Consider the following 26,146-nt stretch of genomic DNA (forward strand, 5'->3'; position numbering starts at 1 on the left):
ACAAGAAAATGGCAAATTTTGACCTCACCAATCTGGCAGTAAAAATGATCTGCCCGAACAACGTCGTCAAGACAGACGACACCGATCTCCCTTCCGTTCTGGTGTATATCCCGAAGTTTAAGAACTCGGACGTACTCACCGGCGGAAATGACAGCACCCACCCGGCCTTTATCGTCAACGGCGTGGAAATCCCCGGCTTTTACTACGGCAAGTATCAGGCCAAGGTTTACAACTCCGTAGCGTACAGCCTGCCGGGAGAAGATCCAACCGCAAGTATCAACTTCGACACCGCACGCGCACGCTGCGAGGCCAAGGGCGCAGGCTGGCACCTGAGCACTAACGCAGAATGGGCCGCGATCGCTCTCTGGTGCAAGAAAAACGGCTTCCTCCCGTATGGTAACAACAACTACGGCAAAGACAGCCGCGAAAGCAACTACAAAGCCGTGCCGAGCTACTACGAAAGCAACAAGATCGCGAGAGTTGCAACCGGCACCGGCCCGATCTCATGGAGCCACGACAAGACCATGGCTGGTATCTGGGATCTGAACGGCAACGTGTGGGAATGGCAGGGAGGAATCCGCCTTGTTTGGGGTGAGCTTCAGATCCTTGCAAACAACGACGCAGCCGATCCGGACAACCCTCAGAACGCAACGAGCACATGCTGGAAGGCTATCAACGCCGCAGACGGCGCCCTCGTGGATCCTGAGAGCAAGACGACCGACAGCTCCGCTCATGTTTCCGGTAAAACCGTAAAACTGGACTATGTGAACAACAAGTGGACGTACTCTACTTCGATCACCAACGCCAAAGATGAAAGCCGAAGCTGCGCCTTTTATCAGGTTACTGCTGACAGCTCGATCGGAGACGCTGCCAAGGTTATGCTGCGTGCTCTCGCCCTTCTCCCTGACTCTGACGTCACTACGGACGTATACGAGGGCGACTACATGTGGTGGAATAACGGCGTAGCCGAGCGCTGCGTGTATCGCGGGGGCAGCTGGGGCGACGGTGCGTCCGCTGGTGTGTTCTCCCTCTACGGCCTCAACTCCCGCAGCTATGCGTACACGTACATCGGCTTCCGTGCCGCTTATATCCCGGAAATCCGGTAATCTGGCAATCTGAAAATCTGGCATGAGGGTGGCCCACCAAGCCACCCTCTACCCTTTTAAGGAGTAACAACATGGACAACTTACAACTGCGACAGCGTATCGTCCGGAGCATGATCCGGGTGAGCGAACGCACCGCAAATATGCGGAAACCCGAAAAATTCGAGTATCGCAAACACATGACGGCGGCGTTCATGGATATGCTGGAGCTCTGCATTGAGGCTAACCGGGCCAGAGGCTCGCGCCGGGCAGAACTCCAGAACAAAATGGACACCAAGCTGGACGTGCTGCGCTCTCTCGTAGACACGGCAGTTTCTCCGGAGGATCGCCTGATCTCTCCGGGGCTCCACGAAATATGGAGCAAGGAGCTGAACGAAATCGGGCGTATGCTCGGCGGCTGGAAAAAGTCGAACGAGTAAAGCCCGTGGGGAATGTGTCGAGATAAAGGAGGCGCTGCGTGTATCGCGGGGGCAACTGGAACAACGGTGCGAACGCTGGTGTGTTCTACCTCAACGGCAACAACTCCCGCAGCAATGCGAACACGAACATCGGCTTCCGTGCCGCTCTTGCCTTATTTGTTTATTTTCTGAGGGCCAAGGCCCAGCAGAAACACCAAGGCAAAAGGGATGCATTTCCCGGCCGACAAGGCCAAAGATACACGCTCGTGCTGCTCTGCCGGTGGAGGCCACCGGGGACACCGAGCAAACCGCGCAGGCTGGCCGTTGTCTGCTATGCGGGCAGAAGGGGGATCCGGATCCTGCGGCGTGGCGGCCGCAGAGGAAAGATCTCACCGAGGAATGTCACAACGCGGGCCATAATTATGACAACACAAGGAGGAACGAGGACATGGATCCAAGAAACCAGCCCTCCCTTCTGGAGAGAATATACTCGTGGGAGAATCTTCTGGACGCATACCACGAGGCAGCAAGCGAGAAGTGGTACCGCAACGACGTGACCGCCTTCGCGGCGAATCTGGAGGAAAACCTGATCAGCATACAAAACGACTTGATCTGGCACACCTACAAAGTGGGCCGGTACCGGCAGTTCTACGTCCATGAACCGAAGAAACGGCTCGTCATGGCTCTGGGCTTCCGGGATCGTGTCGTGCAGTGGGCGATCTACCTCCAGACAAACCAGTACCTCGACAATGGCATGATATACCACAGCTACGGGTGCAGGGTGGGAAAAGGAACCACCAGAGCAGCCGACCGGCTTCAATACTGGTGCACGCTCGTGGATCGAAAGCCGGGCAAATGGTACTACCTGAAACTGGACGTATCAAAGTATTTTTACCGGGTGGATCACAGGGTACTGCTCGACATACTCCGCCGGAAGTTCCCGAACGAGGACGGATACCTCTGGCTTATGGAAACGATTATAAATTGCGACCATACGCCCTTCGGACTGCCTCCGGGAAAGTCCGCCGACGAGATCCCACCGTCTGAAAGACTGTTCGAGGTAGGTATGCCGATCGGAAACCTCACGAGCCAGCTACTCGCGAACGTCTGCCTCAATGAGCTGGATCAGTATATCAAGCACGAGCTGAAAGCCCATTTTTACGACAGATACATGGACGACATGGCGCTGCTCTATCCTGACGCGGCCACCCTGAACCGGTGGAGGACTGCGATCGAGAAGTATCTGAACGAAGTCCTGCACCTCGAATTGAACAGCAAAACCACGATCGGGCTCGTCGAGCGCGGGATCACCTTCGTGGGCTGCCGGATCTATCCGGGGTACCGCAAGCCGACGGCTCAGTCGGTCAAGAAAATGAAGGCCCGTATGCGCTACATAGCGAAAGAATACGAGGCCGGGCTGATCGACTTCGACGCGGTAGACGCGACCATGCAGAGCTACTTCGGACTTATGGGGCACTGCTCCACTCACGGGCTCCAGAAATGGATCGAGAAAAATATTATTTTCAAACGCAAAGAAATGGCAGACATAGAGCTGCCGCAGGAGGTGACACAATGGGAATTGAATCAGTTTTGATCGCCTGCCTTCCTTCGGCGATCACTGGGTTCTGTTTCTGGTGTATCGAGCAGAAAATCCAGAAACAGAGCAAGAAACTGGAGGAAGAAGAAAAAACACGACGAGAAGCTCAGGACAAGCGCGAAAAGCTCCACGAACAGCAGGAGCTTTTTTTAGTGCAGGGAGTGAACGCCGCGATCGCCCTCGGAGAAGCCACGGCCAGAGCCGTGCAGCGGATCCCGGACGCCCACTGCAACGGTGACATGCACGCGGCCCTCGACTACGCCGCCAAGGTCAAACACGAGCAGAAGGACTTCCTGACAAAGCAGGGGATCGAGTCCATTTATGAAAGCTAAGGAGGTGACACCATGACCGAGGAAACACTGGAACCGGTAGAAACCGGAACAGATCCGGAGGAACGGATCCAAGAGCTGACAGCCGAAAACCGTCGGCTCCGGAAACAGATCAAACGAATGAGAGAGGCTGCAGCCGCCAGCAAAAAGGTGGAATTTTCAAAAATTATCTTCTGCGGCGTTTCAATCGTGACGATCTCGATCACCGTCTTTTCCTGCTGGATCATCTACTCCACCATGGACACCTCGGCCCTCGCCTACCTGATCCCGGCCGTGTTCGCTGAAATGGCGAGCGCGACCGGTTTTTACTACACGAAGGCCAAGGCTGAAAACAAAATCAAATTGATGAACGCCAACGGCGTGCAGCCAGAGGCGGACAACTTCAACGACTTCTAAGGAGGTGGAACATGTCACTCACAGGAAAAAACAACGAGGAAAAGATCTGGAATTTTCTCACCGGCAAGGGCCTGAACTCATACGGAGCCGCCGGGCTTATGGGGAACCTGTTCGCAGAGAGCGGGCTCAACCCTCACAACCTCCAGAACACCTACGAGAAAAAGCTCGGCTATACAGACAACAGCTACACCGAAGCGGTGGACTCCGGAAAGTATACCGGCTTCACGCATGACTCCGCAGGCTACGGCCTCGCCCAGTGGACATACTGGAGCCGCAAGGAGGCGCTCCTGAATTATGTCAAGGCTGCCGGTGCCTCGATTGGAGATCTGGAGACTCAGCTCGGCTTCCTCTGGAAAGAGCTCGGCGAAAACTACGCCGCAGTGCTGGCCACGCTGAAAAAGGCAACCAGTGTGAGACAGGCTTCCGACGCCGTACTGCTCAAATATGAACAGCCAAAGGATCAGAGCGCAAGCGTCCAGACGAAACGGGCCAGCTACGGGCAGACCTACTTCGACAAATACGCAACCAAGACAACCAACGACACACAAGGAGGTAAAACCATGAGCAATAGCCCATTAGTGGACTGCACAGTTTACAGCCCTAACCACAGCGGAAAAAGAACCCATTCGATCGACCGCCTGACTCCGCACTGCGTAGTCGGCCAGTTATCCGCCGAAACGATCGGCGCCTGCTTCCCTAAAGGCAGGGACGCAAGCTGCAACTACGGGATCGGGTACGACGGCCGCGTCTGCCTGATCGTGGACGAGTGCAACCGTAGCTGGTGCAGCTCCAGCAACGCAAACGACCAGAGAGCGATCACGATCGAGTGCGCCAGTGATAAGTCCGAACCATACGCCATGAAGTCCGCAGTTTATGAGAAACTGATCAAGCTCTGCGCTGACATCTGCAAGAGAAACGGAAAAACGAAGGTGCTCTGGCTCGGCAGCAAGGAGAAAGCTCTCACATACGAGCCGAAGGCGAACGAGATCGTCCTCACCGCACACCGCTGGTTTGCGAATAAATCGTGCCCCGGCGACTGGCTTTATTCCAGATACGGAGAGCTCGCCGACAGAATCAATGCGCTGCTCGGCTCTACTGACTCCGGCAGCTCCGGTGGAAGTTCTACGCCTTCCGGCGGCTCTGGCGTGAAATACTACGTCCAGACGGGAGCCTATAAGCAGAAGGCAAACGCCGACACTCAGCTCAAAAAGGTGAAAGCTGCCGGTTTTGACGCCATTCTCAAACAGTCCGGCGGCTTCTACAAGGTGCAGACCGGCGCCTACTCCAAGAAAGAAAACGCCGACGCCGAAGTCAAAAAGCTGAAAGCGAAGGGCTTCGACGCAATCGTGACGACCGACGGCGGAAGCACTGCCGGATCCACGAACTCTGAGATCAAAGTCGGCGACGTGGTTCAGTTCTCTGGCGGCTCTCACTACGGAAGCGCTGCAGCTTCGACTGCTGCCGGAACTCCGAAAGCTGGCCCGGCCAAAGTCACCAGAATTGTGAAGGGCGCAAAGCACCCGTACCATATCGTACACACTGACAGCCAGTCCAATGTCTACGGCTGGGTGGACGCGGCCAACGTCTCGAAATGAGCACGGCCGCCAATGTTCTGCTGCTGATCGTGGCCGTGGCCGTCCATGCGATCTGGATCCGCTCCCTCGTGGAGTGGGACGGCTCACCATGCGACGCAGCAGACTGCAAAAGCTGCCCGTACTATCCGGGAAAGAATAGAAAGGAGAATCAACACCATGAACGAAGCTATGACTCAGATCCTCAACGCAGCGACGCCGATCCTCTGCCTGCTTATTACTGCCGGTGGTGCCTACCTCGTGGCGCTGCTCAAACGCCAGACAGCCCAGATCGAGAAAGATCTGGACAATGAGACGGCCACCAAATACATGAACATGGCAGTGGACGCCGTAGCTCAGGCCGTGGCCTACACAGCCCAGACGTTCGCGGACTCACTGAAAGCCGAGGGCAAATTCACCAAAGAGAAGCAGCTCGAAGCCTTCGAGAAGTCCAAAAACAAGACACTGGAGATCCTCGGCGACACAACCGTGGCCGCCCTCCGTGAGATTTACGGCGACTTCGACGCATGGCTCGAAACCAAGATCGAGCAGGTATGCAGAGAAACCAAGGCCGCCAGCGAGTCACAGATCAAGGCAGCAACGGCCGACGCAGCAACAACCGCGGCAAGTGTAGCGGCAACGATCGCCACCACTGCGGTGCAGCAGCTCGCAGCCGAAGCCCCGGCCGCTGAATCTAAAACAGAATAGGCCCCTGACACGTTCAGGACATAAAGAAAGCCCGGCGGGAGTGTTATCTCCTACCGGGCTATTTTTTATAAGCAGGCCAGCGCCGCCTTATATGCCTTCGATCTCGTGTTTGGCTTCTGAAAGTCGTAGCGATCGCGGCCCTCTACTGACTTTGCAAGAGCAGGATCCGCCACCACCTGATCGGCAAACTGGCAAAACTTCAAATACTGCGGAGCTTTTCGAGGATCCTCCAGAGCGGATCCGGAAACACTGGCAGCAACCGCATGGGCGAAAAGGATCGCCTTCTCCCTGATCGGAAGCTGGCAGACCATACAGTCGAGCAGACCACCCTCTCCGGCCAACGTAGAGAAACAAACGCCACAGCTCTGAGCATACTCCACAAGACCGGGAGCGGGATCCCGATCGTCTCCGATCTCCGCCCTGCTGATCAACGCGGTGGCGTCCACAACCGTGCAACCTTCTGGGAGACGAACGCCAAGATCTGCGGCGTACCGCTGCTGCTTTTCAGATGGCGGCAGGAATGGGATCGCCTCAACACTCTGCGGATCCACGCAGCCAAGGGCTGCCGCCTTCTCTACTGCTGCCGCTTCTGAACCGGCGTCCACCTTTTTGTACTTTTTCTTTCCTGTCCCCGGATCTTTTCCCCAGATCCCAAAAATTCCATAATTACAAAACCCGCCGAACGGGCCTTTCTTTCCAACCATGCCATGCCCTCCTAATTCTTTTTTGCGTTTATTCGCTTTTAGTCATGTTTGGGATAATTATAGGCGCCCGGCCATGGTAAAGTCAAGAAGCTATCAGTCATGTTTGGGATAAAGGAGGGTGAAAGGTTGAAACTCTACAAGTACACGAATGGAACGTGCAACGCCTCCGGCCCTGCGATCCGGGCCCTCCGCGAAAGGGCGGGAATATCTCAGGAACAGCTCGCCGCCAAGCTACAACTGGCTGGGCTGAATCTGAATCAGAAGGCAGTGAGCCGGATCGAAACCGGCGACCGTGTAGTGCCAGACTTCGAGCTGGGCTATTTTGCGACGGTGCTCGGCGTGCCAGTTTGCACACTGCTGGAATATGAAAAATGAGGCGGGAAACCGTCTCTTTTTTTATGCGAAAAAGCGCGAAAATGTGGGAAATGAGCTTGACTATATACACCCGTAGGTGTATAATAATATTACAAGGTAAGGGAAAACCTGAGTAAGAAAAAAGGAGGAAAACAGAACAAGCGAAAGGAGGACACAACGGTGGACGAACAGAAAGAAAAGCAAACAAAAGAACTGCTCGAAGTTCTCGAAAAGGCTTTAAGAAGTGAAGCGGTGGAACGGATCACGATAACAATAAAGCCAAATCAAAAACCTAAGCAGTCCTAAAGGTTCCGGCGGTGGGAAATTCCCACCCACCGCCTTTATTATATCCACCGGCTACAACAAAGTCAAGAAGGAGGCCGACACATGGAAATCACGGTAAAGGTAAATTATAAAAACGAAAAACTGCAAAAGCTCAGACAGGCCGCTGGCCTCTCCCAGTCGCAGCTCGCGGAAGCCGCCGGGGTAAACGTCCGAATGTATCAGAAATACGAACAGGGCGACCGGGATATAAGTAAGGCGCAGCTCACCACGCTGCTGCGGATCTGCAAAGCACTGAGTTGTAAACTTTCGGACATTGTGACCGACGCGGAAACGTCCGAGCTTTTAGCAGAGTATGAGAAATAAGCACCACACATTCAAGGGGCGGCTTCGGCTGCCCCTTATTTTTGTATACTGGAGGTAAAACCATGAGAAGATTCAAACACCTGAGCAAGTCCGACCGGATCCGAATCGAAACCCTGAACAATGACGGCAAGACTCCGAAAGAGATCGCGGAAGTCGTCGGCGTACATATTAGCACAATATACCGCGAGCTGCAGCGCGGACAGTACACGCACCGGAATAGCGACTGGACAGAGGAAACTCGATACAGTTCAGACCTCAGCGAAATGAAATACCGGGCCAACCTTGCGGCCAAAGGCGCCGACTTGAAAATCGGAAACGATCACCGCCTCGCTGAATATATAGAAACCAAGATCGCAGACGAAAAGTACAGCCCGGAGGCCGTGCTGGGAGAAATCAAAGCGCAAGGGCTCCAGTTCAACACAGAGATCAAGAGCAAAAACACCATTTACAGTTATATCGAGAAAGGGATCTTCCTCAGACTCACAAACAAAGACCTCCCGGTCAAGGGTGACAAGAAGCGCAGCTACCACAAGGTACAGACTCAGAAACGCGCACCGAAGGGCGAAAGCATAGAAAAGCGCCCGGAGATAATCGGCGAGCGTTCCACCTTCGGGCACTGGGAAATGGACACCGTAGTGAGTGCCAGACCGGGTAAGGCTGCGATCCTCGTCCTGACTGAGAGACTCACCCGGAACGAGATCACGGCCAAGCTCCCGGACAAGAGCGCGGCCAGCGTGGTGCAGGCCCTCGACGATCTGGAAAAGGAATGGGGCGAGCTTTTCCCTCGCGTGTTCCAAACAATCACCGTAGACAACGGCAGCGAGTTTGCGGACTGTCCCGGCATAGAGCGCAGCATACTGGCGGAGGGATCCCGGACGAAGTGCTACTACTGCCACCCGTACAGCTCATACGAGCGCGGAAGTAACGAGAACCTCAACAAGATGATCCGCCGCTGGCTGCCAAAGGGGACGAACTTCGACGAGATCGGCGCCGAAGTGATTCAGACAATAACAAACTGGCTGAACAACTACCCGCGGAAGATCCTCGGATTTTTGCCAGCCAGTGCAGTATTTCAAGAGCAAATGGACGCCCTTTTGGGGGCCTAATAAAATTTATTTAATTTTTTTCGCATTTACTCTTGACTTTTCCCAAAAAATTTGAAAAATCTAAAAATCAACGTTTCTGCGCCATACATTTTTTCGTTAGAAAAAGCGGGACCCGCTGATCCCCTTGACGAACCCATAAAAACGGACTATGATGTGGGCAGAGAACGGTTGGAATTTGCAGGTTCCGCTCGAAAAAGGGAACCTGAACAGGAGGATGCAATATGAATTACGCTGATGTTTTGAACAATGCCCGCCAGTGCATCGGGCAGTACTGCAAGGCCTGCCCCGTGTGCAACGGTGTGGCCTGCAAAAACCAGATCCCCGGCCCCGGTGCCAAGGGCGTGGGCGATACGGCCATCCGCAATTATAATAAGTGGGCGGAGATCCGGGTGAACATGGACACCCTGTGCGAGAACAGCACCCCCGACACCGGTGTGGAGCTGTTTGGCAAAACCTTCAGGTATCCCTTCTTTGCAGGCCCTGTGGGTGCGGTGAACCTCCACTATTCCGACACCTACACCGATATGACCTACAATGACGTGCTGGTGCGCGCCTGTGCCGAAAACGGCATTGCCGCCTTTACGGGTGACGGCACCAACCCCGACGTGATGACTATGGCCACCAAGGCCATTGGCGCTGCAGGCGGCTGCGGCGTGCCCACCATCAAGCCCTGGAACATTGACACTGTCAAGGCCAAGATGGAGCAGGCCAAGGCCAGCGGCTGCTTTGCCGTTGCCATGGACGTGGATGCCGCCGGTCTGCCCTTCCTGAAGAATATGACCCCGCCCGCCGGCAGCAAGAGCGTTGCCGAGCTGGCCGAGATCGTCAAGCTGGCCGAGCGCCCCTTCATCGTCAAGGGTGTGATGACCGTCAAGGGTGCCCTCAAGGCCAAGGAAGCCGGTGCTGCTGCTATCGTGGTCTCCAACCACGGCGGTCGTGTGCTGGATCAGTGCCCCGCCACTGCCGAGGTCCTGCCGGAGATCGCTGAAGCCCTCAAGGGCAGCGGCGTGAAGATTCTGGTGGATGGCGGCATCCGCACCGGCGTGGATGTGTTCAAGGCGTTGGCTCTGGGTGCTGACGCTGTGCTCATCTGCCGCCCCTTTGTCACCGCAGTCTACGGCGGCGGCGAGGAAGGCGTGAAGTGCTACATCGACAAGATCGCCGCCGAGCTGGCCGATACCATGCAGATGTGCGGCGCACACTCTCTGGCCGAGATCACCCGGGATATGGTGAGGATCTGATGAACTAGCATAAGAAAAGCGGCATCCTTCCGTTTGCACGGAGAGGTGCCGCTTTTTGTTGCCACAGAACAGAAACTATGGTAAGATGAAGCTGGTGGTTCGGGAAATCGGTGGGGCTGATAAGATAAAAGGATGAAATATAAAACGATGAAGCAAAAAGAATATATGCCTGGAGTAAATCGAGTAAACACATATCTGGATGATCGATTTTTGAAAAAAGTTCTGAATCAACATGGAGCATTTCTTGTTGGAGATGACCCGTATGAAGTGGAAATTGTGTCGAAAACAGATGCGATTATAAGAGGAAAGAACTCGAATTTCTATGAAGCTGTGATAGATGAATTTCGATTTTATGCCGAACATATTACGAATTTTTGGGACGAAACAAATAATCTGGTGAAAACATACCCTGCGGTAGAACTAGTGAAGATTCCTATGGCAGAGATTCAGCCTTCACAGTTTTATGTGGATGAAATCAAAAAGCAAGCTGTAAGTGACTTTGTTCATACAGAAGAAGACTTGATAATTCCGCTTGTGAATTGGGAAGGCCATAATGTTTCCGTGGATGGTCATACACGATTGTTTGTGGCAGCTGAAAAAGGAATCCAAAATGTGTATGGATTTTATACAGAGGCTGGCGATTATGTCAGAGATTTTGCAGCAGAAGCTATCAAACGGAATATTGTATCTCCGTATCAATTGATTGAGGTAAAGCATGAGGATTATGAAAAACTTTGGTTTGCATTCTGTGATGAGTATTTTTCAAGCAAATAAGTAAGAAAAACGGCATCTTTCCAATCAAATGGAGAGATGCCGTTTTGGGCTGCGGAGGAAACTTACTTCAACGTTCCATCCAGCACCTGCTGGTAATACCAGGGCTTCGGTGCGCGGAAGGTCTTGCCGGAAAGGTCGGCGAAGTCGGGGGAGGCGAAGCGGGGGAGGACCAGCTCCCAGGCGCAGAGGGCCTGATACTTGAGCTTAAGCTCCCGGTTGGCGGTGTTGTTGCCGTATTTGCTGTCGCCCAGGATGGGGCAGCCGATGCTTGCCATGTGGGCGCGGATCTGGTGGGTGCGGCCGGTGATGAGCCGGACCTTGAGCAGGGCCAGACGGCCGGAGACGGCAACGGTCTCGTACTGGGTCTCCACGTCTTTGGCACCGGGCTGCTTGTCGGGCACGATCTTCACGATGCCCCGGTCTGCATCCTTGAGCAGGTAGCCGCCCAGAGTGCCGTCCGGCGGGGTGGGGCGGCCAAAGGTGACGCAGAGGTAGGTCTTTTTGACCTCGCGGTTTTTGATGACCTCGAGGAACAGCTGCTCGGCCTCGGGGGTCTTGGCAATGATGACCAAGCCGCTGGTGCCGGTGTCCAGCCGGTGGCAGAGGGCCGGAGTGTACAGATCGTTCTCCTTGTACTCACCCTGCTGGTTGAGGTAGAGCAGAGCACGGTTGAGCAGGGTGTCGTCCTCGGGGCCGTCCACGGCAAGGCCTGCGGGCTTGTTCACCACAAGGATCTGCGGGCAGTCGTAGATGACCTGTGCCGGGCCGCGGGCGTTCTTCCACGCCGGGCCTTCCACCCGCTTGTCGGCATCCAGCACCTCGTCCAGGATGAACAGCTTGATCTCGTCGCCCGCCATTACGCGGGTGGAAAGGGGCTGCTTTTTGCCGTTCAGCTTGATCTTGTTCTCCCGCAGAGCCTTGTTCAGGCGGCCCGGGTTCAGTGCCGGGAACTGCTGCATCAGATAGTTGTCGAGCCGGGTGGGGGCCAGACATTTTACTTTTAAGATTTTCACGGAAATTTTCCTCTCTATCTTGAAATAGAATGTGTCTTTGAATCGTTTTTATTGTAGCGGAATAAATCTACCGCGTCAAGAAAGAAGGTGTTTTTATGAACCTGAAATATAAGATTCTGGCTGTTCTGGCTGCGGGTATCGCACTGACGGCCTGCGGCAGCTCCGGTGCCCCCGCCAGCACCCCCGCATCCAGTGCAGTGCCGGCCTCCTCCCATGTGGCTGAGGAAGGTGTGACAGAACCCATCAACATGCTGACGTGGACGCTGGATGACCTCGACAGGGAGGATACGGTCACCTTTATTCCGGCGGAGATCACCTCTGGTGTGCAGGATGGCAGCCTGACCGCAAAGATCTTCAGCTATGACCTCTATAAAAAAGAGGATATTGAAAACCTTGCCGTTGGCGACAAAATCACCTCCCACGAGGAGGGTGCTGCATGGAACCAGTTTGTGACCGTTGCAGTGGAGAGCATCGAGAAGAATGACCAGTACCATCTTGTAAGCATCAACGGCGGCATGGAGGAGCAGGACGGTCTTGACCTGCTGCTGGACGATGACACCTACCGCACGATGACCTTTGACGACTATCCTGTCTACTATGAGATGGGCGAAAAGACGCTGCCGCTGGCAGAGGACGTGGTGCTGAAGGACAGCTCTGCTGACCCGCAGGCCGAAGCGGTGGAGACCACCGGCGCTTCTGCCGTGGCGGCTGCCATCAATGCAGACCAGGACAATTGGACGGTGTATAATACCACGCTGGTGGTGCAGGGCGGCAAGGTGCAGGAGGTGCGCCGCATCTGGGTGCCGTAACCTCTCAAGCGCTGCCGCTGGCCTGCTTTGTCTATGAGGAAAGGTTTTTGCCGGAAAAGAGTTGACAAACGCAGAGCCCATGCTATAATTTAAGTGTACGCAAAGGGCGGATATGCGCCTTTGCGGCAAAACGTGAATTATGACAGATGGCAATGATGGGGTCAGAAATGCATACCGCCGCCCAGAGAGAGCGCTCCCAGCTGCAAGGCGCTCCGGCAGGTCTCGTTTCGTGCCGCCCCGGAGCTTCCGGCGAAACAAGTCGGACGCAGCGCAGCGTTACCGCGCCGAAAGCGGCAGGGGATAAGCAGTTTTATCCTTTGCAATTTGGGTGGTACCACGGAGCAGTTTTACACAGCCTCGTCCCTTTTGGGATGGGGCTGTTTTTGTTTTTGCGCCTGCCCGCCCCTCTGCCATAACATCATAAAAACTGACGTGCAAACGCCAAGGACAATTGAGGAGAGAAAACCTATGCAATGGACCGGTTTGAATGAACTGCGTGAAAAGTACCTGAGCTTCTTTGAGAGCAAGGGCCACCTGCGTCTGGACAGCTTCCCGCTGGTGCCGAAGAACGACCCCAGCCTGCTGCTGATCAACAGCGGCATGGCCCCCATGAAAAAGTGGTTCCTGGCGCAGGAAGAGCCGCCCCGCCACCGTGTGACCACCTGCCAGAAGTGCATCCGTACGCCGGATATCGAGCGCGTGGGCATCACCGCCCGCCACGGCACCTTCTTTGAGATGCTGGGCAACTTCTCCTTCCAGGATTACTTCAAGGAGGAGGTCATTCCCTGGGCATGGGAGTTTCTGACCAGCGACGAGTGGATGGCCATCCCCAAGGATAAGCTGCACATCTCCGTCTACGAAGAGGACGACGAGGCTTACGATATCTGGACCAAGAAGGTGGGCATTGCTCCGGACCACATGGTGCGTCTGGGCAAGGAGGACAACTTCTGGGAGCACGGCTCCGGCCCCTGCGGCCCCTGCTCTGAGATTTACTTTGACCGCGGCCCCGAGTACGGCTGCGGCAAGCCGACCTGCGGCGTGGGCTGTGACTGCGACCGCTATATGGAGATCTGGAACCTGGTGTTCAGCCAGTTCGATGCCGACGGCAAGGGCCACTACGAGCGTCTGGCACGCCCCAACATCGATACCGGCATGGGCCTGGAGCGTCTGGCCTGCGTGATGCAGGGCGTGGGCAACCTGTTTGAGGTGGATACCGTTCAGAGCGTGCTGCACCATGTGGAGCACATTGCCGGTAAGACCTACGGTGAGAACGCCAAGGATGACATCTCCATCCGTGTCATCACCGACCACATCCGCAGCTGCACCTTCATGGTGTCTGACGGCATCCTGCCCTCCAACGAGGGCCGCGGCTACGTTCTGCGCCGTCTGCTCCGCCGCGCTGCCCGCCATGGCCGGATGCTGGGCATCTCCCGCCCCTTCCTGGTGGAACTGGTGGAGACGGTCATCCAGTCCAGCGAGAGCGCTTACCCCGAGCTGCGTGAGCACGATGCCTATATCAAGAAGGTCATCGGCACCGAGGAGGCAAACTTTGCCCGCACCATCGATGCCGGTATGAACATCCTGAACAACATGATCGACGGCCTGGAAAAGGCACACCAGCACCTGCTCAAGGGTCTGGACGTGTTCAAGCTGAACGATACCTTCGGCTTCCCCCTCGACCTGACCAAGGAGATCGCTGCCGAGCAGGGCATTGAGATCGACGAGGACGGCTTCCATGCTGAGATGAAGAAGCAGAAGGAGCGCGCCCGTGCCGAGCGTCTGAAGAAGAACATCTCCGGCTGGAGCGAGGACCTGTTCGGCGGCCTGACCGTTGAGCCCACTGTCTTTACCGGCTATGAGACCCTGAACGACACCGGCGTTGTGGTTGCCCTGAGCGACGAGGAGACCCTGACCGATGCCATTGCCACCGATGAGGAGGCAAAGGACGGCGTGCTGGTGGTTCTGGACAAGACCCCGTTCTACGCTGAGATGGGCGGTCAGGTGGCGGACAACGGCCTGCTGACCGGCCCCGAGTGCAGCCTGCGTGTGCTGGACGTGAAAAAGACTCCCAAGGGCTACTACGTCCACACCTGCGTGCTGGAGAGCGGCATCGTCAAGGTGGGCGACCACCTGAACGCTCAGGTGGACAAGGAATACCGGATGTCCGTCTGCCGCAACCACACCGCGACCCATCTGCTGCAGGCTGCCCTGCGTGAGGTGCTGGGCGACCATGTCCATCAGGCAGGCTCCTATCAGGATGCGGAGATCACCCACTTCGACTTCACCCACTTCAGCGCCGTCACGCCTGAGGAGCTGGCCCGGGTGCAGAAGATCGTCAACGATAAGATCTACGAGTCGATGAACGTCACCGTCAAGGAGATGCCCATCGAGGAGGCCAAGAAGCTGGGCGCAATGGCCCTGTTCGGCGAGAAGTACGGCAAGGTCGTCCGCGTTGTGAACATCGAGGGCTGGTCCACCGAGTTCTGCGGCGGCACCCACGTCAAGAACACCGCCCAGATTGGCGGCTTCAAGATCGTCAGCGAATCCTCTGTTGCCGCCGGTATCCGCCGCATCGAGGCTGTCACCGGCCGCAACCTGCTCGTCCGTGCAAATCTGCAGGAGGCAATGCTGCACACCGTGGCCAACACCCTGAAGGCCAACAACATCACCTCTCTGCCCATCCGTGCCGAGGCCGTCATGGCCGAGAACAAGGCCATGAGCAAGGAGCTGGAGGAGATCAAGGCCAAGGTCGCCGCTTCCAAGGTCAACAGCCTGTTCGACAATGCTGAGGAAGTGAGCGGCGTGAAGATCGCTTCTGCCTACTTCACCGGCACCACCGGCGACACCCTGCGCGGTATGTGCGACAGCATCCGCGACAAGGCTGTCAACCCTGTGGTCGCTGTTCTGGTGGGCAAGGCTGAGGATAAGGTCACCATGGCTGTCACCGTGAACAAGCTGGCACAGGAAAAGGGCCTCAAGGCTGGCGTGCTGGTCAAGGAGATCAGTGCCATTGCAGGCGGCAAGGGCGGCGGCAAGCCCGACTTTGCAATGGCCGGCCTGAAGGACGAGACCAAGATCGACGAGGCTCTGGCCGCTGTCAAGGGCATCGTTGAGAAGCAGCTGGGCTGAAACTAAACCTCTCAGTCAGCGCTTGCAGGCGCTGACAGCTCCCCTAATAGGGGAGCCAAGAATGGGGAAGAAATAAAAACCCGAAAGGAGCAATTCCCATGGAAGATTGTCTGTTTTGCATGATCGCCGAGGGCAAGATCCCCTCTAACAAGCTGTATGAGGACGATCAGGTCGTGGCGTTTTACGATATCAACCCTCAGGCCAAGGTGCACTTTCTTGTTGTGCCCAAAAAGCACATCCAGAGTGCCGCTGCCCTGACGGAGGAGGACGGTGCCCTGCTGGGCCATATCTTTGCCGTGATCGCCAAGCTGGCCAAGGAAGTCGGCCTGGACAACGGCTACCGCGTGATCTCCAATGTCGGCGAGGATGCCGGCCAGACCGTGAAGCACCTGCATTTCCATGTGCTGGGCGGCGAGAAGCTGCCTGTCTGAGCCGCGCATAAAAATAACGGATCGAACAAAAGGAAGGGAATTGTTATGGCAAAGACTTATACCCTGAATGTTGCGGGCCTGACCCGTGAACTGACCATCTGCAAGGTGAACGACCACATGGACATTGCGGCCTTCATCATGCTGGGCGATGCAGAGCTGACCGTGGCTGCTGCCACCGAGCTGCTGAAAAAGTGCCCCGAGTTTGATATCCTGCTGACCGCTGAGGCCAAGGGCATCCCTCTGGCACACGAGATGAGCCGCCAGAGCGGCAAGCCCTACATCTGCGCACGCAAGGGCGAAAAGCTCTATATGGCCGACCCTGTCGTGGTGGAGGATCAGTCCATCACCACCGCAGGCAAGCAGAAGCTGGTCATCGACCGCAAGGAGCTGGACAAGATGAACGGCAAGCGTGTGCTTGTGGTGGATGATGTCATCTCCACCGGCGGCTCCCTGAAGGCGCTGGACGCACTGGCAGAAAAGACCCAGTGCACCATCGTGGGCCAGGCCGCTGTTCTGGCCGAGGGCGATGCAGCCGAGCGCAAGGATATCATCTTCCTTGAGCCGCTGCCCCTGTTCTTCCACTAAGTAAGATGCGCCGCCCGCTCTGTGTTTTCTGCGCAGGAACGCTGGGGCTGGAGTTGGTGTGCGCCTTTTTGCCGCAAACGGGACGTTTTGTGCCGTTTGCGGCATTTTTTATTGCCGGTCTGCTGTGGGCGCTGGCGGGCCGTTTGCGCCAAAATCCGGCCTGGGGCTATGGCATCTGCCTGATCCTGGGGGCAGTGCTGGGCCTTGTGCTGACCGGCTCCACGCAGGCAAAATGGGATGCGATCCAGACCGCCTACGATGGCCGCAGTGTCCTGCTGGAGGCAGAGGTGGAGAGTACCTCCTCTTCCTATTCCCCCGGCAGGGTGCGGGCGGTCCTGCGGGTGGAAACGGTGGATCGGGAGGCGGCCTCCCTCCGAGTGGAGTGCGCCAGCCTGCCCACCTGCAGCCCCGGCGACCGGGTCAAGGGCCGCTTTGCGCTGGAAATGCCCGATGACACCGCCCGCCTGAATGCCCTGGCCGATGGCATTGCCCTGAACGCTGCTTATGAGAAAGGTTTTGCACTGCTGGGGCAGAGCACCTCCTTCCGTGCCCGGACGGCCCGGCTCCAGAAGCGGCTGAGCACCGCCCTGCGGCAGGGGATGGCCTCCGGCCCGGCGGGCGTGCTGGCCGCCATGGTTACAGGCGACCGCACCCATCTCTCCAAGGAGCTGCGCACGGCCTACCGGGGCGCGGGGCTTTCCCATGTGCTGGTGGTCAGCGGAATGCACGTTTCGATCCTGTGCGGCGATGTGCTGGGCAGGCTGCTGCCCCGCCGCAAAAAGCGACTGCGCGGCTATACCGGCCGCCGGGTCAGGGCGCTGTTCAGCGCTGTGATGGCATTGCTGCTGGTGGGCGTGACGGGCTTTACGCCCTCTGTTCTGCGCGCGGCGGGGGCCGTCTGGCTCAGTGCGCTGGGGGTCTGGATCTACGGCCCGCCGGATGCCCTGACCTCGCTGGGCGTGGCCGGTGTTCTGATGACGGCGGGCAACAGCTATGCCGTCTGTGACGTGGGTTTTCAGCTCTCCTTTGCGGCGGTGGTTGGCACCCTGGCCGGAGGAGCCATAGTGCGCCGCAGTCAGGAAGCCTGGGAAAAACAACGGGCAAAGAAAAAGCACCCCCGCCTCCGGTTCTGGAAGCGGAAAGCGCTTGGGCTTGCGGGAAGTCTGTGGGAAACGGTCTGTATTTCGGCCTGCGCCTCCATGGCCACCTTCCCGGTGCTGGTGCTGCGGGGGATGAGCACCAGCCTGTACGCGCTGGTGTCCGGTGCGGCGGTGCTCTGGCTGGTGGAACCCATCCTGCTCACCGGTCTGGGGGCGGCCCTGCTGGGACTTGTGCCTGCATTGGCTCCAGCCCAGCGGGTGTGTTCGTGCTGCGCGGAAGCTCTGGCAGAGGTGCTGGACCGCTGGGCGCTCTGGGTGTCCGGCTGGCCCGGGGCACAGATCTGGTTCGACACCGCCTATGCCGCCACGGTCTGCCTGTTGCTGGCCGGGCTCTGCTGGCTGGCGTTCCATAACAGGGTGCGCCTGCGGGTGGCCTTGCCTGCCCTTCTGCTGACGGCGGGGCTTGCCGTTTTCACCGGCAATGCCCTGAATCGAGATGTTGTCCGGGTGGAGCTGGTGGGCAGCCGAAATGCCCCGGCGGTGGTCATCAGCCGGAACGAGAGTGCCGTCATCCTCTTCCGCGGCGGTGATGTGACCCGGTGCGCCGTGGAGACCACGCTGGAACGCCGGAATATCCGCACGGTGGAGTGCCTGATCGACCTGCGGCTCAGGCCCCGGAGCGCCCAGCGGATGGGGGCAGAACAGCGCATTGCCGTTGACCGGATGGCGCTCTATGCCACCCGCCGTGTCCGCTGCGGTCCGGCAGAGGTGGAGGTGCTCCGCACCCGGAACGGCTGTGTGGCCCGCATCCATGCCGCCGGGCAGACCTTTGTTACCCTGAGCGGCAGTGCTGCGCTTGCGGCCCCTGTGCAGGCGGATACCCTGCTGGCCTCGCCTGCCCGGCCGGACTGCGTGAAGTATGATGCGATCCTGAGCCTGAGCAGCGATTATCGGTGGATGCCGGAGGCTCTTTCTTCGGGGCAGCTCTGCCACAGTTTTTCAAGGGCAGAGTAGGCTTTGAGAGAAAAAATTGGCTTTTTGTCAGGAGCTGTTATATAATAGAAGATATCAAAGTAAAATCCGGAAAGGAATCAAGAAATTTATGGGCATCGTAGTCATCGGCGCAGTGTTTGTGGACATCAAGGGATATCCGCTTTCTACCTATATCCCCGGCGGGCGCAACGCGGGCAGAATGGAGCAAGTCCACGGCGGCGTGAGCCGCAACGTGGCAGAGGATATCGCCAACGTGGAGCTCCGGCCCACCTTCGTGAGCCTTGTCGATGACAGCGGCATGGGTCAGGATGTCATTGACAAGCTGGAGAACCACAAGGTCAACACCCGGTTCATCAAAAAGGTACCGGACGGCATGGGCACCTGGCTGGCCATCTTTGACAACCGGGGTGATGTGACTGCCGCCATCTCAAAGCGGCCGGATACCACGCCGCTCATCGGCCTGCTGGCTGAGCAGGGGGATGAGATCTTTGCCGACTGCGACAGTATCGCGCTGGAGTTGGACCTTGAAAAGGAGACGGTCAAGCAGACCCTGAAATACGCCAAAAAGTACGGCAAAAAGGTGTATGCGGCCGTTTCCAACATGAGCATCGCCATGGAGCGCCGGGACTTTTTGCAGCAGATCGATTGCTTTGTCTGCAACCAGCAGGAGGCTGGGCTGCTCTTCTCGGACAATTACGACCATCTCGAGCCTGAGGAGATGTGCAGGGTGCTGGCGGGCAATGTGCACAGCGCCAACATCCCCTGCATGGTGGTGACCATGGGCGGCAAGGGCGCTGTGTTCGCCCGTGCCAACGGCGAGTGCGGCATCGTGCCCGCAAAAAAGGTGGATGTCATCGACACCACCGGCGCGGGGGATGCCTTCTTTGCCGGAACCGTCATCGGCTTGACCTACGGCAAGACTCTGGCTGAATCCTGTGAGATCGGCAGCCGCCTGGCCGCCTCGGTCATCTGCATCACGGAAAATGTCTGCCCCCGCTTCCGCCCCCTTGAGTTCGGGCTGGATATCCCGGTGGTGGATTGAGAGAACAAGTAAAAAGGGACGGCGTGTGCTCCACGCCGTCCCTTTTGTATATCCTCTCAGCCCTGCTTTTTCGCCTTCCGGTCCAGGTACAGGAAGAAGCAGACATTCAGCAGCACACCCACCGCTGTGGAGGTGGGTGCGGCCAGACCGATCATGGTCAGGCTGGCGTTGGGCTGGATGCTCATAATGTAGGCCATGGGCAGGCGGACGAGCAGGGTCTGGAACAGGCCCTGCGCCATGACGAAAACGGTCTTGCCGCTGCCGTTGAAATAGCCGATCATGCTGAACAGGATCGCGGTGAGGATGGTCTCCAGCGCAAAGCCCTTGAGGTAGGCATAGCCGTTGGCGATCACAGGTGCATCCGTGGTGAAGAAGCTGCAGAGCAGGTCGCCCTTGCACAAGACCAGCGCAAAGACGAACAGGCCAAAGAACAGACCGATGCCGATGCCGGTGCGCAGGGTCTGCCGGGCGCGCTGATGCTTGCCTGCGCCGATGTTCTGGGAGATGAAGGAAGCCATGGACTGCATCAGGGCGCTGGGGATCAGCATGGCGAAATTGACGATCTTGCAGGCCACGCCGTAGCCGGAGGAAGCCTCCAGACCCAGGCGGTTGACAAAGGCACAGAGGGCCAGAAAAGAGAGCTGGGTCAAAAACTCCTGCAGCGCCAGCGGCAGGCCGATGGCCAGAAACTTTTTGCACTGGAAGTTCAGCCGGAAGTCCGCCTTTTTGATGGAAAAGGGCAGAGATTTTTTCAGCAGCATGACAACAGCGCAGACCACGCTGACAGCCTGTGCGGCCACGGTGGCAATGGCGGCACCGACAGCATCCAGATGGAACCCGGCCACCAGGACCAGGTCGCCGACGATGTTGACCACGCAGGCCACCAGCACAAAGATCAGGGGAGATCGGCTGTCACCCAGGCCGCGGAAGAGGGCCGAGAGCATATTGTAGGCTACGATGAAGAAGATGCCTGCACCGCAGATGCGCACATAGCTGGTGGTCAGGTCAAGGGCCTCGGCCGGGGCCTGCATCAGGCTGGAAATGGGCCGTGCCAGAAACACCAGAACCCCGAACAGCACAGCGGCCAGAAGGGCGAATACAACCGCCGCGCCGCCGATGACCGGGCTGATGAATTCGTGCTTCTTTTCGCCGAGATACCGCGCGATCAGCACCGTGACACCCATGGCCAGCTGGGTGACCACAAAGGTGACAAGGTTGAGCACCTGGCTGCCGGTGGAAACGGCAGACAGGCCCGAGGTGGAGCCGAAGCGGCCCACCACCAGCAGGTCTACCGCGCCGTAAGCGGCCTGCAGCACCAGTGAGCCCAGAATGGGCAGCATGAACAGGGCCAGCTTTTTCGGGATGCTGCCCTGCGTGAAATCGGTCTTATCATTTTTCATGGGAATCTCTCCTTTCGACCATGATCTGATAAAAAATCTCGATGGTGCGGATCATGGTCTCCGCATCCTCTTCCGGGATGACCTCCAGCGCCGGAACAAGAGAGCTGAAATATTCCGCATCGTATTTGCGGGAAAGCGCCCGCCCGGCCTCTGTGATGGTCAGGTAGGTCACCCGGCCGTCCTCAGGGGAGGTCTGCTTGGTCAAAAGACCACGAGCTTCCATGTCCTTTACGGTCCGGGTCACGCCGGGGCGGGGCAGGCTGAGCGCATCGCTCAGGTCAGAGACCTTGACCTGTACGCCCTGCTGTTCCAGTGTCTGGATCGCATCCAGATATTGGATGAAGGAGGGCAGGACCCCGTCCGGCAGGGCAGGCAGCAGATCCCGCACCCGCTTGGCCTGATAGCAGGCATCCATCATCCGTTTGATCAGCGCGATGTTCATAGTGGTTTCTCCTCAAATAGTGACCAAAGATAATTACCGCAGATAATTATACAGAACTGCCGGGATTTGTCAAGCGTTTTTTGCAAACAAAAATGCACCGCCCGCAGAAAGCGGACAGTGCACTCTTTGAAACAGAGATCGGATCGTGAAATGTGAAAAAAGGTTTTTGTGGTCACTCAAATGAAACGTGAAGCGTTTTGCCCATACAGGCAGCCATTTTTTGCAAAAACTCCAACGAGGGATTGGAATTTCCGTTTTCAAAGCGGGAAATATTGGCCTGTGCTGTGCCCATTTTTTCGGCCAGTTGTTTTTGAGTAAGCCCAGCGGCTTTGCGGCTCTCGATCGCGGCGCAGATGGCTTCATACTGCGGGCCGAGCTGCTCATATTCAGCGCGGACTTCTGGTTTTTCGGCAAAGGTCTTCATTTTATAGGTGCGGTAATCCATCGGCTCACTCCCTTTATTGGTTTTGTGTGGTCAGGGCATGGCGGCTCTTATAATCGAGCAATCGTTACCATTATTATATCATATATGATATCTTTTTTTCAAGAGGAACCTCAGAACGTCTCCACCTTTTCCTGCGCGCGGTACTGCAATGCTTCCAGCAGGGCCTCTTCATCCAGCAGCTGTTTGCCTGCCAGATCAGCCACGGTGCGGGCCACCCGGAGGATGCGGTCATGGGCGCGGGCAGAAAGACCCAGTGTGTCGTAGGAGGCGCGGAGGAGCCGCTCGGCGGCGGGGGTCATCCGGCAGACACGCCGCACCTGCCCGGCTGTGAGCTGGGCATTGCAGCGCACGCCCTCGTATCCGGGGGCGGCATAGCGCTTGGCCTGCACGGCCCGGGCGGCAAGCACCTGCTTGCGCAGGTCTGCGCTGCTCTCGGCGGGGGTGCTGGTGTGGAGCTCGTCAAAGGCAACGGGGTCCATCTCCACACAGAGGTCGATGCGGTCCAGCAGGGGGCCGGACACCCGGCTGCGGTACTGCCGCACCGCACTGGGTGAACAGGTACAGGGACGGGTGGGGTGGCCGTAATAGCCGCACTTGCAGGGGTTCATGGCGGCCACCAGCTGGAACCGGCTGGGGTAGGTGGCGCTGCCTGCCGCGCGGCTCACGGTGATCTGGCCGTCCTCCAGCGGCTGGCGCAGAACTTCCAGACTGTCCCGGGAAAACTCCGGCAGCTCGTCCAGAAACAGTACGCCGCAGTCGGCAAGGCTGCACTCGCCGGGCCGGAAGGTGGTGCCGCCGCCCGCCAGTGCCGCCGCGCTGGCCGAGTGGTGCGGGCTGCGGAAGGGTCGGGCGGAGATCAGGCCCCGCCCCTTGGGCAGCTGGCCCGCAATGGAATAGATCTTGGTGGTCTCCACAGCCTCCTCCCGGGTCAAGGGAGGAAGGATACCGGGCAGGCGCTTGGCCAGCATAGATTTGCCGGTGCCGGGCGCGCCGATGAGCAGCACGTTGTGCCCACCGGCTGCCGCCAGCACCATGGCCCGGCGGGCCAGCGGCTGGCCCATCACATCCGCAAAATCCGGGGCGGCATTCCAGCCGGAAGCGGGGTCAAAGGGGATGGGCGCGGCAGGGGAGAGGGGCACAAGGCCCCGCAGCGCATCCACGACCTCCCGGGCTGTGCGTGCGGGGTAGACCTGCATCGCGTCGCCGCCCGCCTCGGCGGCTTCGGCGGCATTTTCGGCGGGCACATACAGGCTGCGGATGCCGTCTGCTGCCGCCGCCAGCGCCATGGGCAGCACGCCCGAAACCGGGCGCAGGCTGCCGTCCAGTGCCAGCTCCCCCAGAAAAGCCGCGTCGGCGGGCGGCTCCTCCATCTGGCCGGAGGATGCCAGCACCGCCAGCAGCAGGGGCAGGTCATATACCGGGCCGCTCTTGCGGATGTCCGCCGGGGCAAGGTTGACCGTGATGTGGCGGTCGGGCCATTTGTAGCCCAGATTCTTCACGGCAGAGCGGACACGGTCACCGCTTTCCCGCACGGCGGAATCCGGCAGGCCCACCAGCGAAAAGGCGGGCAGGCCGCCGGAGACATCGGCTTCCACGGCCACGGCAAAGCCGTTCAGGCCGTTCAGACCATAGCTTTTCAGAACGGAATACATGGGGCCTCCTCACGCCGCGTCTGCGGCCCGATGGGGAAATGACCGGGAAAATGCCCGGTCTCGGCAAAATATTCTATTGTCCCCATTATAGTGTCGGGCAGGGGGCTTGTCAATGTGCGGGCACTGCCGCAGGCTCTGCGGACAGCACGAAAGCCCCAAATGATGGAAAAGGCTGAAATCTTTGTAATATTTGTATGATTTGCGGAGCAAAAATTCTTACATAATATGGAATTGACACAGTACCAAGAAAGGGTTTATAGTATAAATAGGTTTGGAAAAACTATCCCTGTGCGAAATACGAATTAAAGGTAAGGTGTGCAATATGTATCTGGATGAGTATAAGCGCTGGCTGGCAGCGGATCTGGAGGACGCGGATCTGAAACCGGAGCTGAACAAGATCGAGGGCAATGACGAGGAGATCAAGGACCGCTTTGCCGTGGCCCTGAAGTTTGGCACCGCCGGTCTGCGCGGTGTGCTGGGTGCCGGTACCAACCGCATGAACATCTATGTTGTCCGTCAGGCCACCCAGGGCCTGGCAAACTGGGTCAAGACCCAGGGCGGCAGCCAGACTGTCGCCATCAGCTACGACAGCCGCCTGAAGAGCGATGTCTTTGCCAAGACCGCCGCCGGTGTTCTGGCCGCCAACGGCATCAAGGTGCGCATCTATGATGCCCTGATGCCTGTGCCTGCCCTGAGCTTTGCCACCCGTTACTATGAGTGCAACGCCGGTATCATGGTCACCGCTTCCCACAACCCCGCCAAGTACAACGGCTACAAGGCCTACGGCCCGGATGGCTGCCAGATGACCGATGATGCCGCCGCCATCGTCTATGATGAGATCCAGAAGACCGATGTTCTGACCGGCGCAAAGTACATCTCCTTTGCCGCTGGCGTGGAGCAGGGCCTGATCCGCTTTGTGGGCGATGACTGCAAGAAGGCCCTGTACGATGCCATCGAGGCCCGTCAGGTGCGCCCCGGTCTGTGCCGGACTGCCGGCCTGAAGCTGGTGTACAGCCCCCTGAACGGTTCCGGCCTGGTGCCTGTGACCCATGTGCTGAACGATATGGGCATCACCGATATCACCATCGTGCCCGAGCAGGAGTACCCTAACGGCTACTTTACCACCTGCTCCTACCCCAACCCTGAGATCTTTGAGGCCCTGAAGCTGGGTCTGGAGCTGGCCACCAAGACCGGTGCTGACCTGATGCTGGCCACCGACCCCGATGCAGACCGCGTGGGCATTGCCATGAAGTGCCCGGACGGCAGCTATGAGCTGGTCTCCGGCAACGAAATGGGCGTTCTGCTGCTGGATTACATCTGCGCCGGACGCATTGAAAAGGGCACCATGCCCGCAAACCCCGTGGCGGTCAAGTCCATCGTTTCCACCCCGCTGGCCGACGCTGTGGCAAAGCACTACGGCGTGGAGATGCGCAACGTTCTGACCGGCTTCAAGTGGATCGGCGATCAGATCGCCAATCTGGAAGCCGCCGGTGAAGTGGACCGCTTCATTTTCGGCTTTGAGGAGAGCTACGGCTACCTGGCCGGCCCCTATGTCCGCGATAAGGATGCCGTCATCGGCTCCATGCTGATCTGCGAGATGGCCGCTTACTACCGCAGCATCGGCTCCTCCATCAAGCAGCGTCTGGAAGAGATCTACGCACAGTACGGCCGCTACCTGAACAAGGTGGACAGCTTTGAGTTCCCCGGCCTGACCGGCATGGAGAAGATGGCTTCCATCATGCAGAAGCTGCGTGACGAGCCCCTGACCGAGATCGGCGGCCACAAGGTTGTCAAGGTCATGGACTACAAGAAGCCCGAGGAGACCGGCCTGCCCGCCGCCAATGTCCTGATCTACACGCTGGAAAATGGCGCGACCGTTGTGGTGCGTCCCTCCGGCACCGAGCCTAAGATCAAGACCTACTTCACCACTCTGGGCAAGACCCTGGAGGAAGCCCAGGCACAGAAGGATGCTCTGGCTGCCGCCATCGAGCCCATTCTGAAGTGATCTCCTGAAAAAAGAAGCGTTTTTGCCCCTCTGCTCTGCCGCAGAGGGGCATTTTTGCTGTATAAAATCGGTTGCAGTTTGCCGGGCGATACGGTATAATAAAATATGGTTTATTCTATCTGTGCCCCGGGTGGTATTTCCCGGGAGAATAAGAGCAGGGCAGGTGCAGAA

At 57.8% G+C, this 26,146-nt stretch carries 26 protein-coding genes; 20 read left to right on the forward strand and 6 right to left on the reverse strand.

Annotated elements, in window-relative coordinates:
• Nucleotides 1–8: 8 nt before the first annotated feature.
• The 7 genes from GXM22_RS04835 (at nt 9) to GXM22_RS04865 (ending at nt 6,102) form a co-directional block, all read left to right on the forward strand.
• On the forward strand, nt 9–1,106 hold the full coding sequence (locus GXM22_RS04835) for an SUMF1/EgtB/PvdO family nonheme iron enzyme (RefSeq protein WP_005933332.1): 1,098 nt from the start codon (nt 9–11) through the stop codon (nt 1,104–1,106).
• Between the two features lie 71 nt (nt 1,107–1,177).
• Nucleotides 1,178–1,522: a diversity-generating retroelement protein Avd gene (gene avd, locus GXM22_RS04840; protein ID WP_005933335.1), complete on the forward strand. Its 345-nt coding sequence runs from the start codon at nt 1,178–1,180 to the stop codon at nt 1,520–1,522.
• Nucleotides 1,523–1,949: 427 nt separating this feature from the next.
• Nucleotides 1,950–3,095, forward strand: a complete 1,146-nt coding sequence (locus GXM22_RS04845) for a reverse transcriptase domain-containing protein (RefSeq protein ID WP_242651611.1) — start codon at nt 1,950–1,952, stop codon at nt 3,093–3,095.
• Nucleotides 3,074–3,430 (forward strand): hypothetical protein, encoded by a 357-nt coding sequence (locus GXM22_RS04850; protein ID WP_005933341.1) that lies wholly within the window; start codon nt 3,074–3,076, stop codon nt 3,428–3,430. The genes GXM22_RS04845 and GXM22_RS04850 overlap by 22 nt, the downstream gene beginning before the upstream one ends.
• A 12-nt stretch (nt 3,431–3,442) precedes the next feature.
• Nucleotides 3,443–3,823, forward strand: coding sequence for a hypothetical protein (locus tag GXM22_RS04855; protein WP_005933344.1), 381 nt, complete (start codon nt 3,443–3,445; stop codon nt 3,821–3,823).
• Between the two features lie 11 nt (nt 3,824–3,834).
• On the forward strand, nt 3,835–5,418 hold the full coding sequence (locus GXM22_RS04860; protein ID WP_005933346.1) for a phage tail tip lysozyme: 1,584 nt from the start codon (nt 3,835–3,837) through the stop codon (nt 5,416–5,418).
• A 156-nt stretch (nt 5,419–5,574) separates the two neighbouring features.
• A complete protein-coding gene (locus GXM22_RS04865) occupies nt 5,575–6,102 on the forward strand; it encodes a hypothetical protein (protein WP_005933351.1) in 528 nt (175 codons plus the stop codon).
• A 65-nt stretch (nt 6,103–6,167) separates the two neighbouring features.
• Here GXM22_RS04865 and GXM22_RS04870 read toward each other — a convergent pair whose 3' ends face one another.
• On the reverse strand, nt 6,168–6,806 hold the full coding sequence (locus GXM22_RS04870) for a hypothetical protein (RefSeq protein ID WP_005933354.1): 639 nt from the start codon (nt 6,804–6,806) through the stop codon (nt 6,168–6,170).
• Nucleotides 6,807–6,932: 126 nt separating this feature from the next.
• Between GXM22_RS04870 and GXM22_RS04875 the strand changes: the two genes are divergently transcribed.
• The 6 genes from GXM22_RS04875 (at nt 6,933) to GXM22_RS04895 (ending at nt 10,929) form a co-directional block, all read left to right on the forward strand.
• A complete protein-coding gene (locus GXM22_RS04875; protein ID WP_226814961.1) occupies nt 6,933–7,181 on the forward strand; it encodes a helix-turn-helix domain-containing protein in 249 nt (82 codons plus the stop codon).
• A gap of 159 nt (nt 7,182–7,340) precedes the next feature.
• Nucleotides 7,341–7,466: a hypothetical protein gene (locus tag GXM22_RS15340; RefSeq protein WP_004220727.1), complete on the forward strand. Its 126-nt coding sequence runs from the start codon at nt 7,341–7,343 to the stop codon at nt 7,464–7,466.
• Nucleotides 7,467–7,547: 81 nt separating this feature from the next.
• Complete coding sequence (locus GXM22_RS04880) at nt 7,548–7,808, forward strand: helix-turn-helix domain-containing protein (RefSeq protein ID WP_005933361.1); 261 nt, start codon at nt 7,548–7,550, stop codon at nt 7,806–7,808.
• 62 nt (nt 7,809–7,870) lie between these two features.
• Nucleotides 7,871–8,914, forward strand: a complete 1,044-nt coding sequence (locus GXM22_RS04885) for an IS30 family transposase (protein ID WP_005933364.1) — start codon at nt 7,871–7,873, stop codon at nt 8,912–8,914.
• Between the two features lie 221 nt (nt 8,915–9,135).
• Nucleotides 9,136–10,155 (forward strand): alpha-hydroxy-acid oxidizing protein, encoded by a 1,020-nt coding sequence (locus GXM22_RS04890; protein WP_005933369.1) that lies wholly within the window; start codon nt 9,136–9,138, stop codon nt 10,153–10,155.
• A 147-nt stretch (nt 10,156–10,302) separates the two neighbouring features.
• Nucleotides 10,303–10,929, forward strand: coding sequence for a hypothetical protein (locus GXM22_RS04895; RefSeq protein WP_050762791.1), 627 nt, complete (start codon nt 10,303–10,305; stop codon nt 10,927–10,929).
• Between the two features lie 62 nt (nt 10,930–10,991).
• Here GXM22_RS04895 and GXM22_RS04900 read toward each other — a convergent pair whose 3' ends face one another.
• Entirely contained in the window at nt 10,992–11,942 is a 951-nt protein-coding gene (locus GXM22_RS04900) for an RluA family pseudouridine synthase (RefSeq protein ID WP_005933373.1), read from the reverse strand.
• Between the two features lie 95 nt (nt 11,943–12,037).
• On the opposite strand from GXM22_RS04900, the gene GXM22_RS04905 reads away from it, so the two are divergent.
• The 6 genes from GXM22_RS04905 (at nt 12,038) to GXM22_RS04930 (ending at nt 20,031) form a co-directional block, all read left to right on the forward strand.
• Entirely contained in the window at nt 12,038–12,751 is a 714-nt protein-coding gene (locus tag GXM22_RS04905; protein ID WP_005933375.1) for a hypothetical protein, read from the forward strand.
• Nucleotides 12,752–13,219: 468 nt separating this feature from the next.
• Nucleotides 13,220–15,880 (forward strand): alanine--tRNA ligase, encoded by a 2,661-nt coding sequence (alaS, locus tag GXM22_RS04910; protein ID WP_005933380.1) that lies wholly within the window; start codon nt 13,220–13,222, stop codon nt 15,878–15,880.
• 98 nt (nt 15,881–15,978) lie between these two features.
• On the forward strand, nt 15,979–16,311 hold the full coding sequence (locus GXM22_RS04915; protein ID WP_005933383.1) for a histidine triad nucleotide-binding protein: 333 nt from the start codon (nt 15,979–15,981) through the stop codon (nt 16,309–16,311).
• A gap of 45 nt (nt 16,312–16,356) precedes the next feature.
• Entirely contained in the window at nt 16,357–16,896 is a 540-nt protein-coding gene (locus GXM22_RS04920) for a phosphoribosyltransferase family protein (protein WP_005933386.1), read from the forward strand.
• Nucleotides 16,897–16,964: 68 nt separating this feature from the next.
• On the forward strand, nt 16,965–19,010 hold the full coding sequence (locus GXM22_RS04925) for a ComEC/Rec2 family competence protein (protein WP_242651613.1): 2,046 nt from the start codon (nt 16,965–16,967) through the stop codon (nt 19,008–19,010).
• Between the two features lie 88 nt (nt 19,011–19,098).
• On the forward strand, nt 19,099–20,031 hold the full coding sequence (locus GXM22_RS04930) for a carbohydrate kinase family protein (RefSeq protein ID WP_005933392.1): 933 nt from the start codon (nt 19,099–19,101) through the stop codon (nt 20,029–20,031).
• Between the two features lie 56 nt (nt 20,032–20,087).
• Here the strand turns inward: GXM22_RS04930 and GXM22_RS04935 are convergent, their stop codons facing one another.
• The 4 genes from GXM22_RS04935 to GXM22_RS04950 form a co-directional block, all read right to left on the reverse strand.
• Complete coding sequence (locus GXM22_RS04935) at nt 20,088–21,431, reverse strand: MATE family efflux transporter (protein WP_005933394.1); 1,344 nt, start codon at nt 21,429–21,431, stop codon at nt 20,088–20,090.
• A complete protein-coding gene (locus GXM22_RS04940; protein WP_005933396.1) occupies nt 21,421–21,873 on the reverse strand; it encodes a MarR family winged helix-turn-helix transcriptional regulator in 453 nt (150 codons plus the stop codon). The genes GXM22_RS04935 and GXM22_RS04940 overlap by 11 nt, the downstream gene beginning before the upstream one ends.
• A 172-nt stretch (nt 21,874–22,045) precedes the next feature.
• On the reverse strand, nt 22,046–22,318 hold the full coding sequence (locus GXM22_RS04945; protein WP_005933400.1) for a helix-turn-helix domain-containing protein: 273 nt from the start codon (nt 22,316–22,318) through the stop codon (nt 22,046–22,048).
• Nucleotides 22,319–22,428: 110 nt separating this feature from the next.
• Nucleotides 22,429–23,970, reverse strand: coding sequence for a YifB family Mg chelatase-like AAA ATPase (locus GXM22_RS04950; protein ID WP_005933402.1), 1,542 nt, complete (start codon nt 23,968–23,970; stop codon nt 22,429–22,431).
• A 322-nt stretch (nt 23,971–24,292) separates the two neighbouring features.
• Between GXM22_RS04950 and GXM22_RS04955 the strand changes: the two genes are divergently transcribed.
• On the forward strand, nt 24,293–25,975 hold the full coding sequence (locus GXM22_RS04955) for a phospho-sugar mutase (protein ID WP_005933408.1): 1,683 nt from the start codon (nt 24,293–24,295) through the stop codon (nt 25,973–25,975).
• Nucleotides 25,976–26,146: the final 171 nt, after the last annotated feature.

Source organism: Faecalibacterium duncaniae (assembly GCF_010509575.1).
GTDB classification, from domain to species: Bacteria; Bacillota; Clostridia; order Oscillospirales; family Ruminococcaceae; genus Faecalibacterium; species Faecalibacterium duncaniae.

Bases quoted from the DNA above. Each gene is read 5' to 3' on its own strand.
- GXM22_RS04870 (WP_005933354.1), bottom strand. From the start codon at position 6,806: ATGGTTGGAAAGAAAGGCCCGTTCGGCGGGTTTTGTAATTATGGAATT.
- GXM22_RS04935 (WP_005933394.1), bottom strand. From the start codon at position 21,431: ATGAAAAATGATAAGACCGATTTCACGCAGGGCAGCATCCCGAAAAAG.
- GXM22_RS04955 (WP_005933408.1), top strand. From the start codon at position 24,293: ATGTATCTGGATGAGTATAAGCGCTGGCTGGCAGCGGATCTGGAGGAC.
- GXM22_RS04835 (WP_005933332.1), top strand. From the start codon at position 9: ATGGCAAATTTTGACCTCACCAATCTGGCAGTAAAAATGATCTGCCCG.
- GXM22_RS04920 (WP_005933386.1), top strand. From the start codon at position 16,357: ATGGCAAAGACTTATACCCTGAATGTTGCGGGCCTGACCCGTGAACTG.
- GXM22_RS04845 (WP_242651611.1), top strand. From the start codon at position 1,950: ATGGATCCAAGAAACCAGCCCTCCCTTCTGGAGAGAATATACTCGTGG.
- GXM22_RS04880 (WP_005933361.1), top strand. From the start codon at position 7,548: ATGGAAATCACGGTAAAGGTAAATTATAAAAACGAAAAACTGCAAAAG.
- GXM22_RS04865 (WP_005933351.1), top strand. From the start codon at position 5,575: ATGAACGAAGCTATGACTCAGATCCTCAACGCAGCGACGCCGATCCTC.
- GXM22_RS04905 (WP_005933375.1), top strand. From the start codon at position 12,038: ATGAACCTGAAATATAAGATTCTGGCTGTTCTGGCTGCGGGTATCGCA.
- GXM22_RS04850 (WP_005933341.1), top strand. From the start codon at position 3,074: ATGGGAATTGAATCAGTTTTGATCGCCTGCCTTCCTTCGGCGATCACT.
- alaS (WP_005933380.1), top strand. From the start codon at position 13,220: ATGCAATGGACCGGTTTGAATGAACTGCGTGAAAAGTACCTGAGCTTC.
- GXM22_RS04860 (WP_005933346.1), top strand. From the start codon at position 3,835: ATGTCACTCACAGGAAAAAACAACGAGGAAAAGATCTGGAATTTTCTC.
- GXM22_RS04940 (WP_005933396.1), bottom strand. From the start codon at position 21,873: ATGAACATCGCGCTGATCAAACGGATGATGGATGCCTGCTATCAGGCC.
- GXM22_RS04895 (WP_050762791.1), top strand. From the start codon at position 10,303: ATGAAGCAAAAAGAATATATGCCTGGAGTAAATCGAGTAAACACATAT.
- GXM22_RS04915 (WP_005933383.1), top strand. From the start codon at position 15,979: ATGGAAGATTGTCTGTTTTGCATGATCGCCGAGGGCAAGATCCCCTCT.
- GXM22_RS04945 (WP_005933400.1), bottom strand. From the start codon at position 22,318: ATGGATTACCGCACCTATAAAATGAAGACCTTTGCCGAAAAACCAGAA.
- avd (WP_005933335.1), top strand. From the start codon at position 1,178: ATGGACAACTTACAACTGCGACAGCGTATCGTCCGGAGCATGATCCGG.
- GXM22_RS04885 (WP_005933364.1), top strand. From the start codon at position 7,871: ATGAGAAGATTCAAACACCTGAGCAAGTCCGACCGGATCCGAATCGAA.
- GXM22_RS04855 (WP_005933344.1), top strand. From the start codon at position 3,443: ATGACCGAGGAAACACTGGAACCGGTAGAAACCGGAACAGATCCGGAG.
- GXM22_RS04890 (WP_005933369.1), top strand. From the start codon at position 9,136: ATGAATTACGCTGATGTTTTGAACAATGCCCGCCAGTGCATCGGGCAG.
- GXM22_RS04930 (WP_005933392.1), top strand. From the start codon at position 19,099: ATGGGCATCGTAGTCATCGGCGCAGTGTTTGTGGACATCAAGGGATAT.
- GXM22_RS04950 (WP_005933402.1), bottom strand. From the start codon at position 23,970: ATGTATTCCGTTCTGAAAAGCTATGGTCTGAACGGCCTGAACGGCTTT.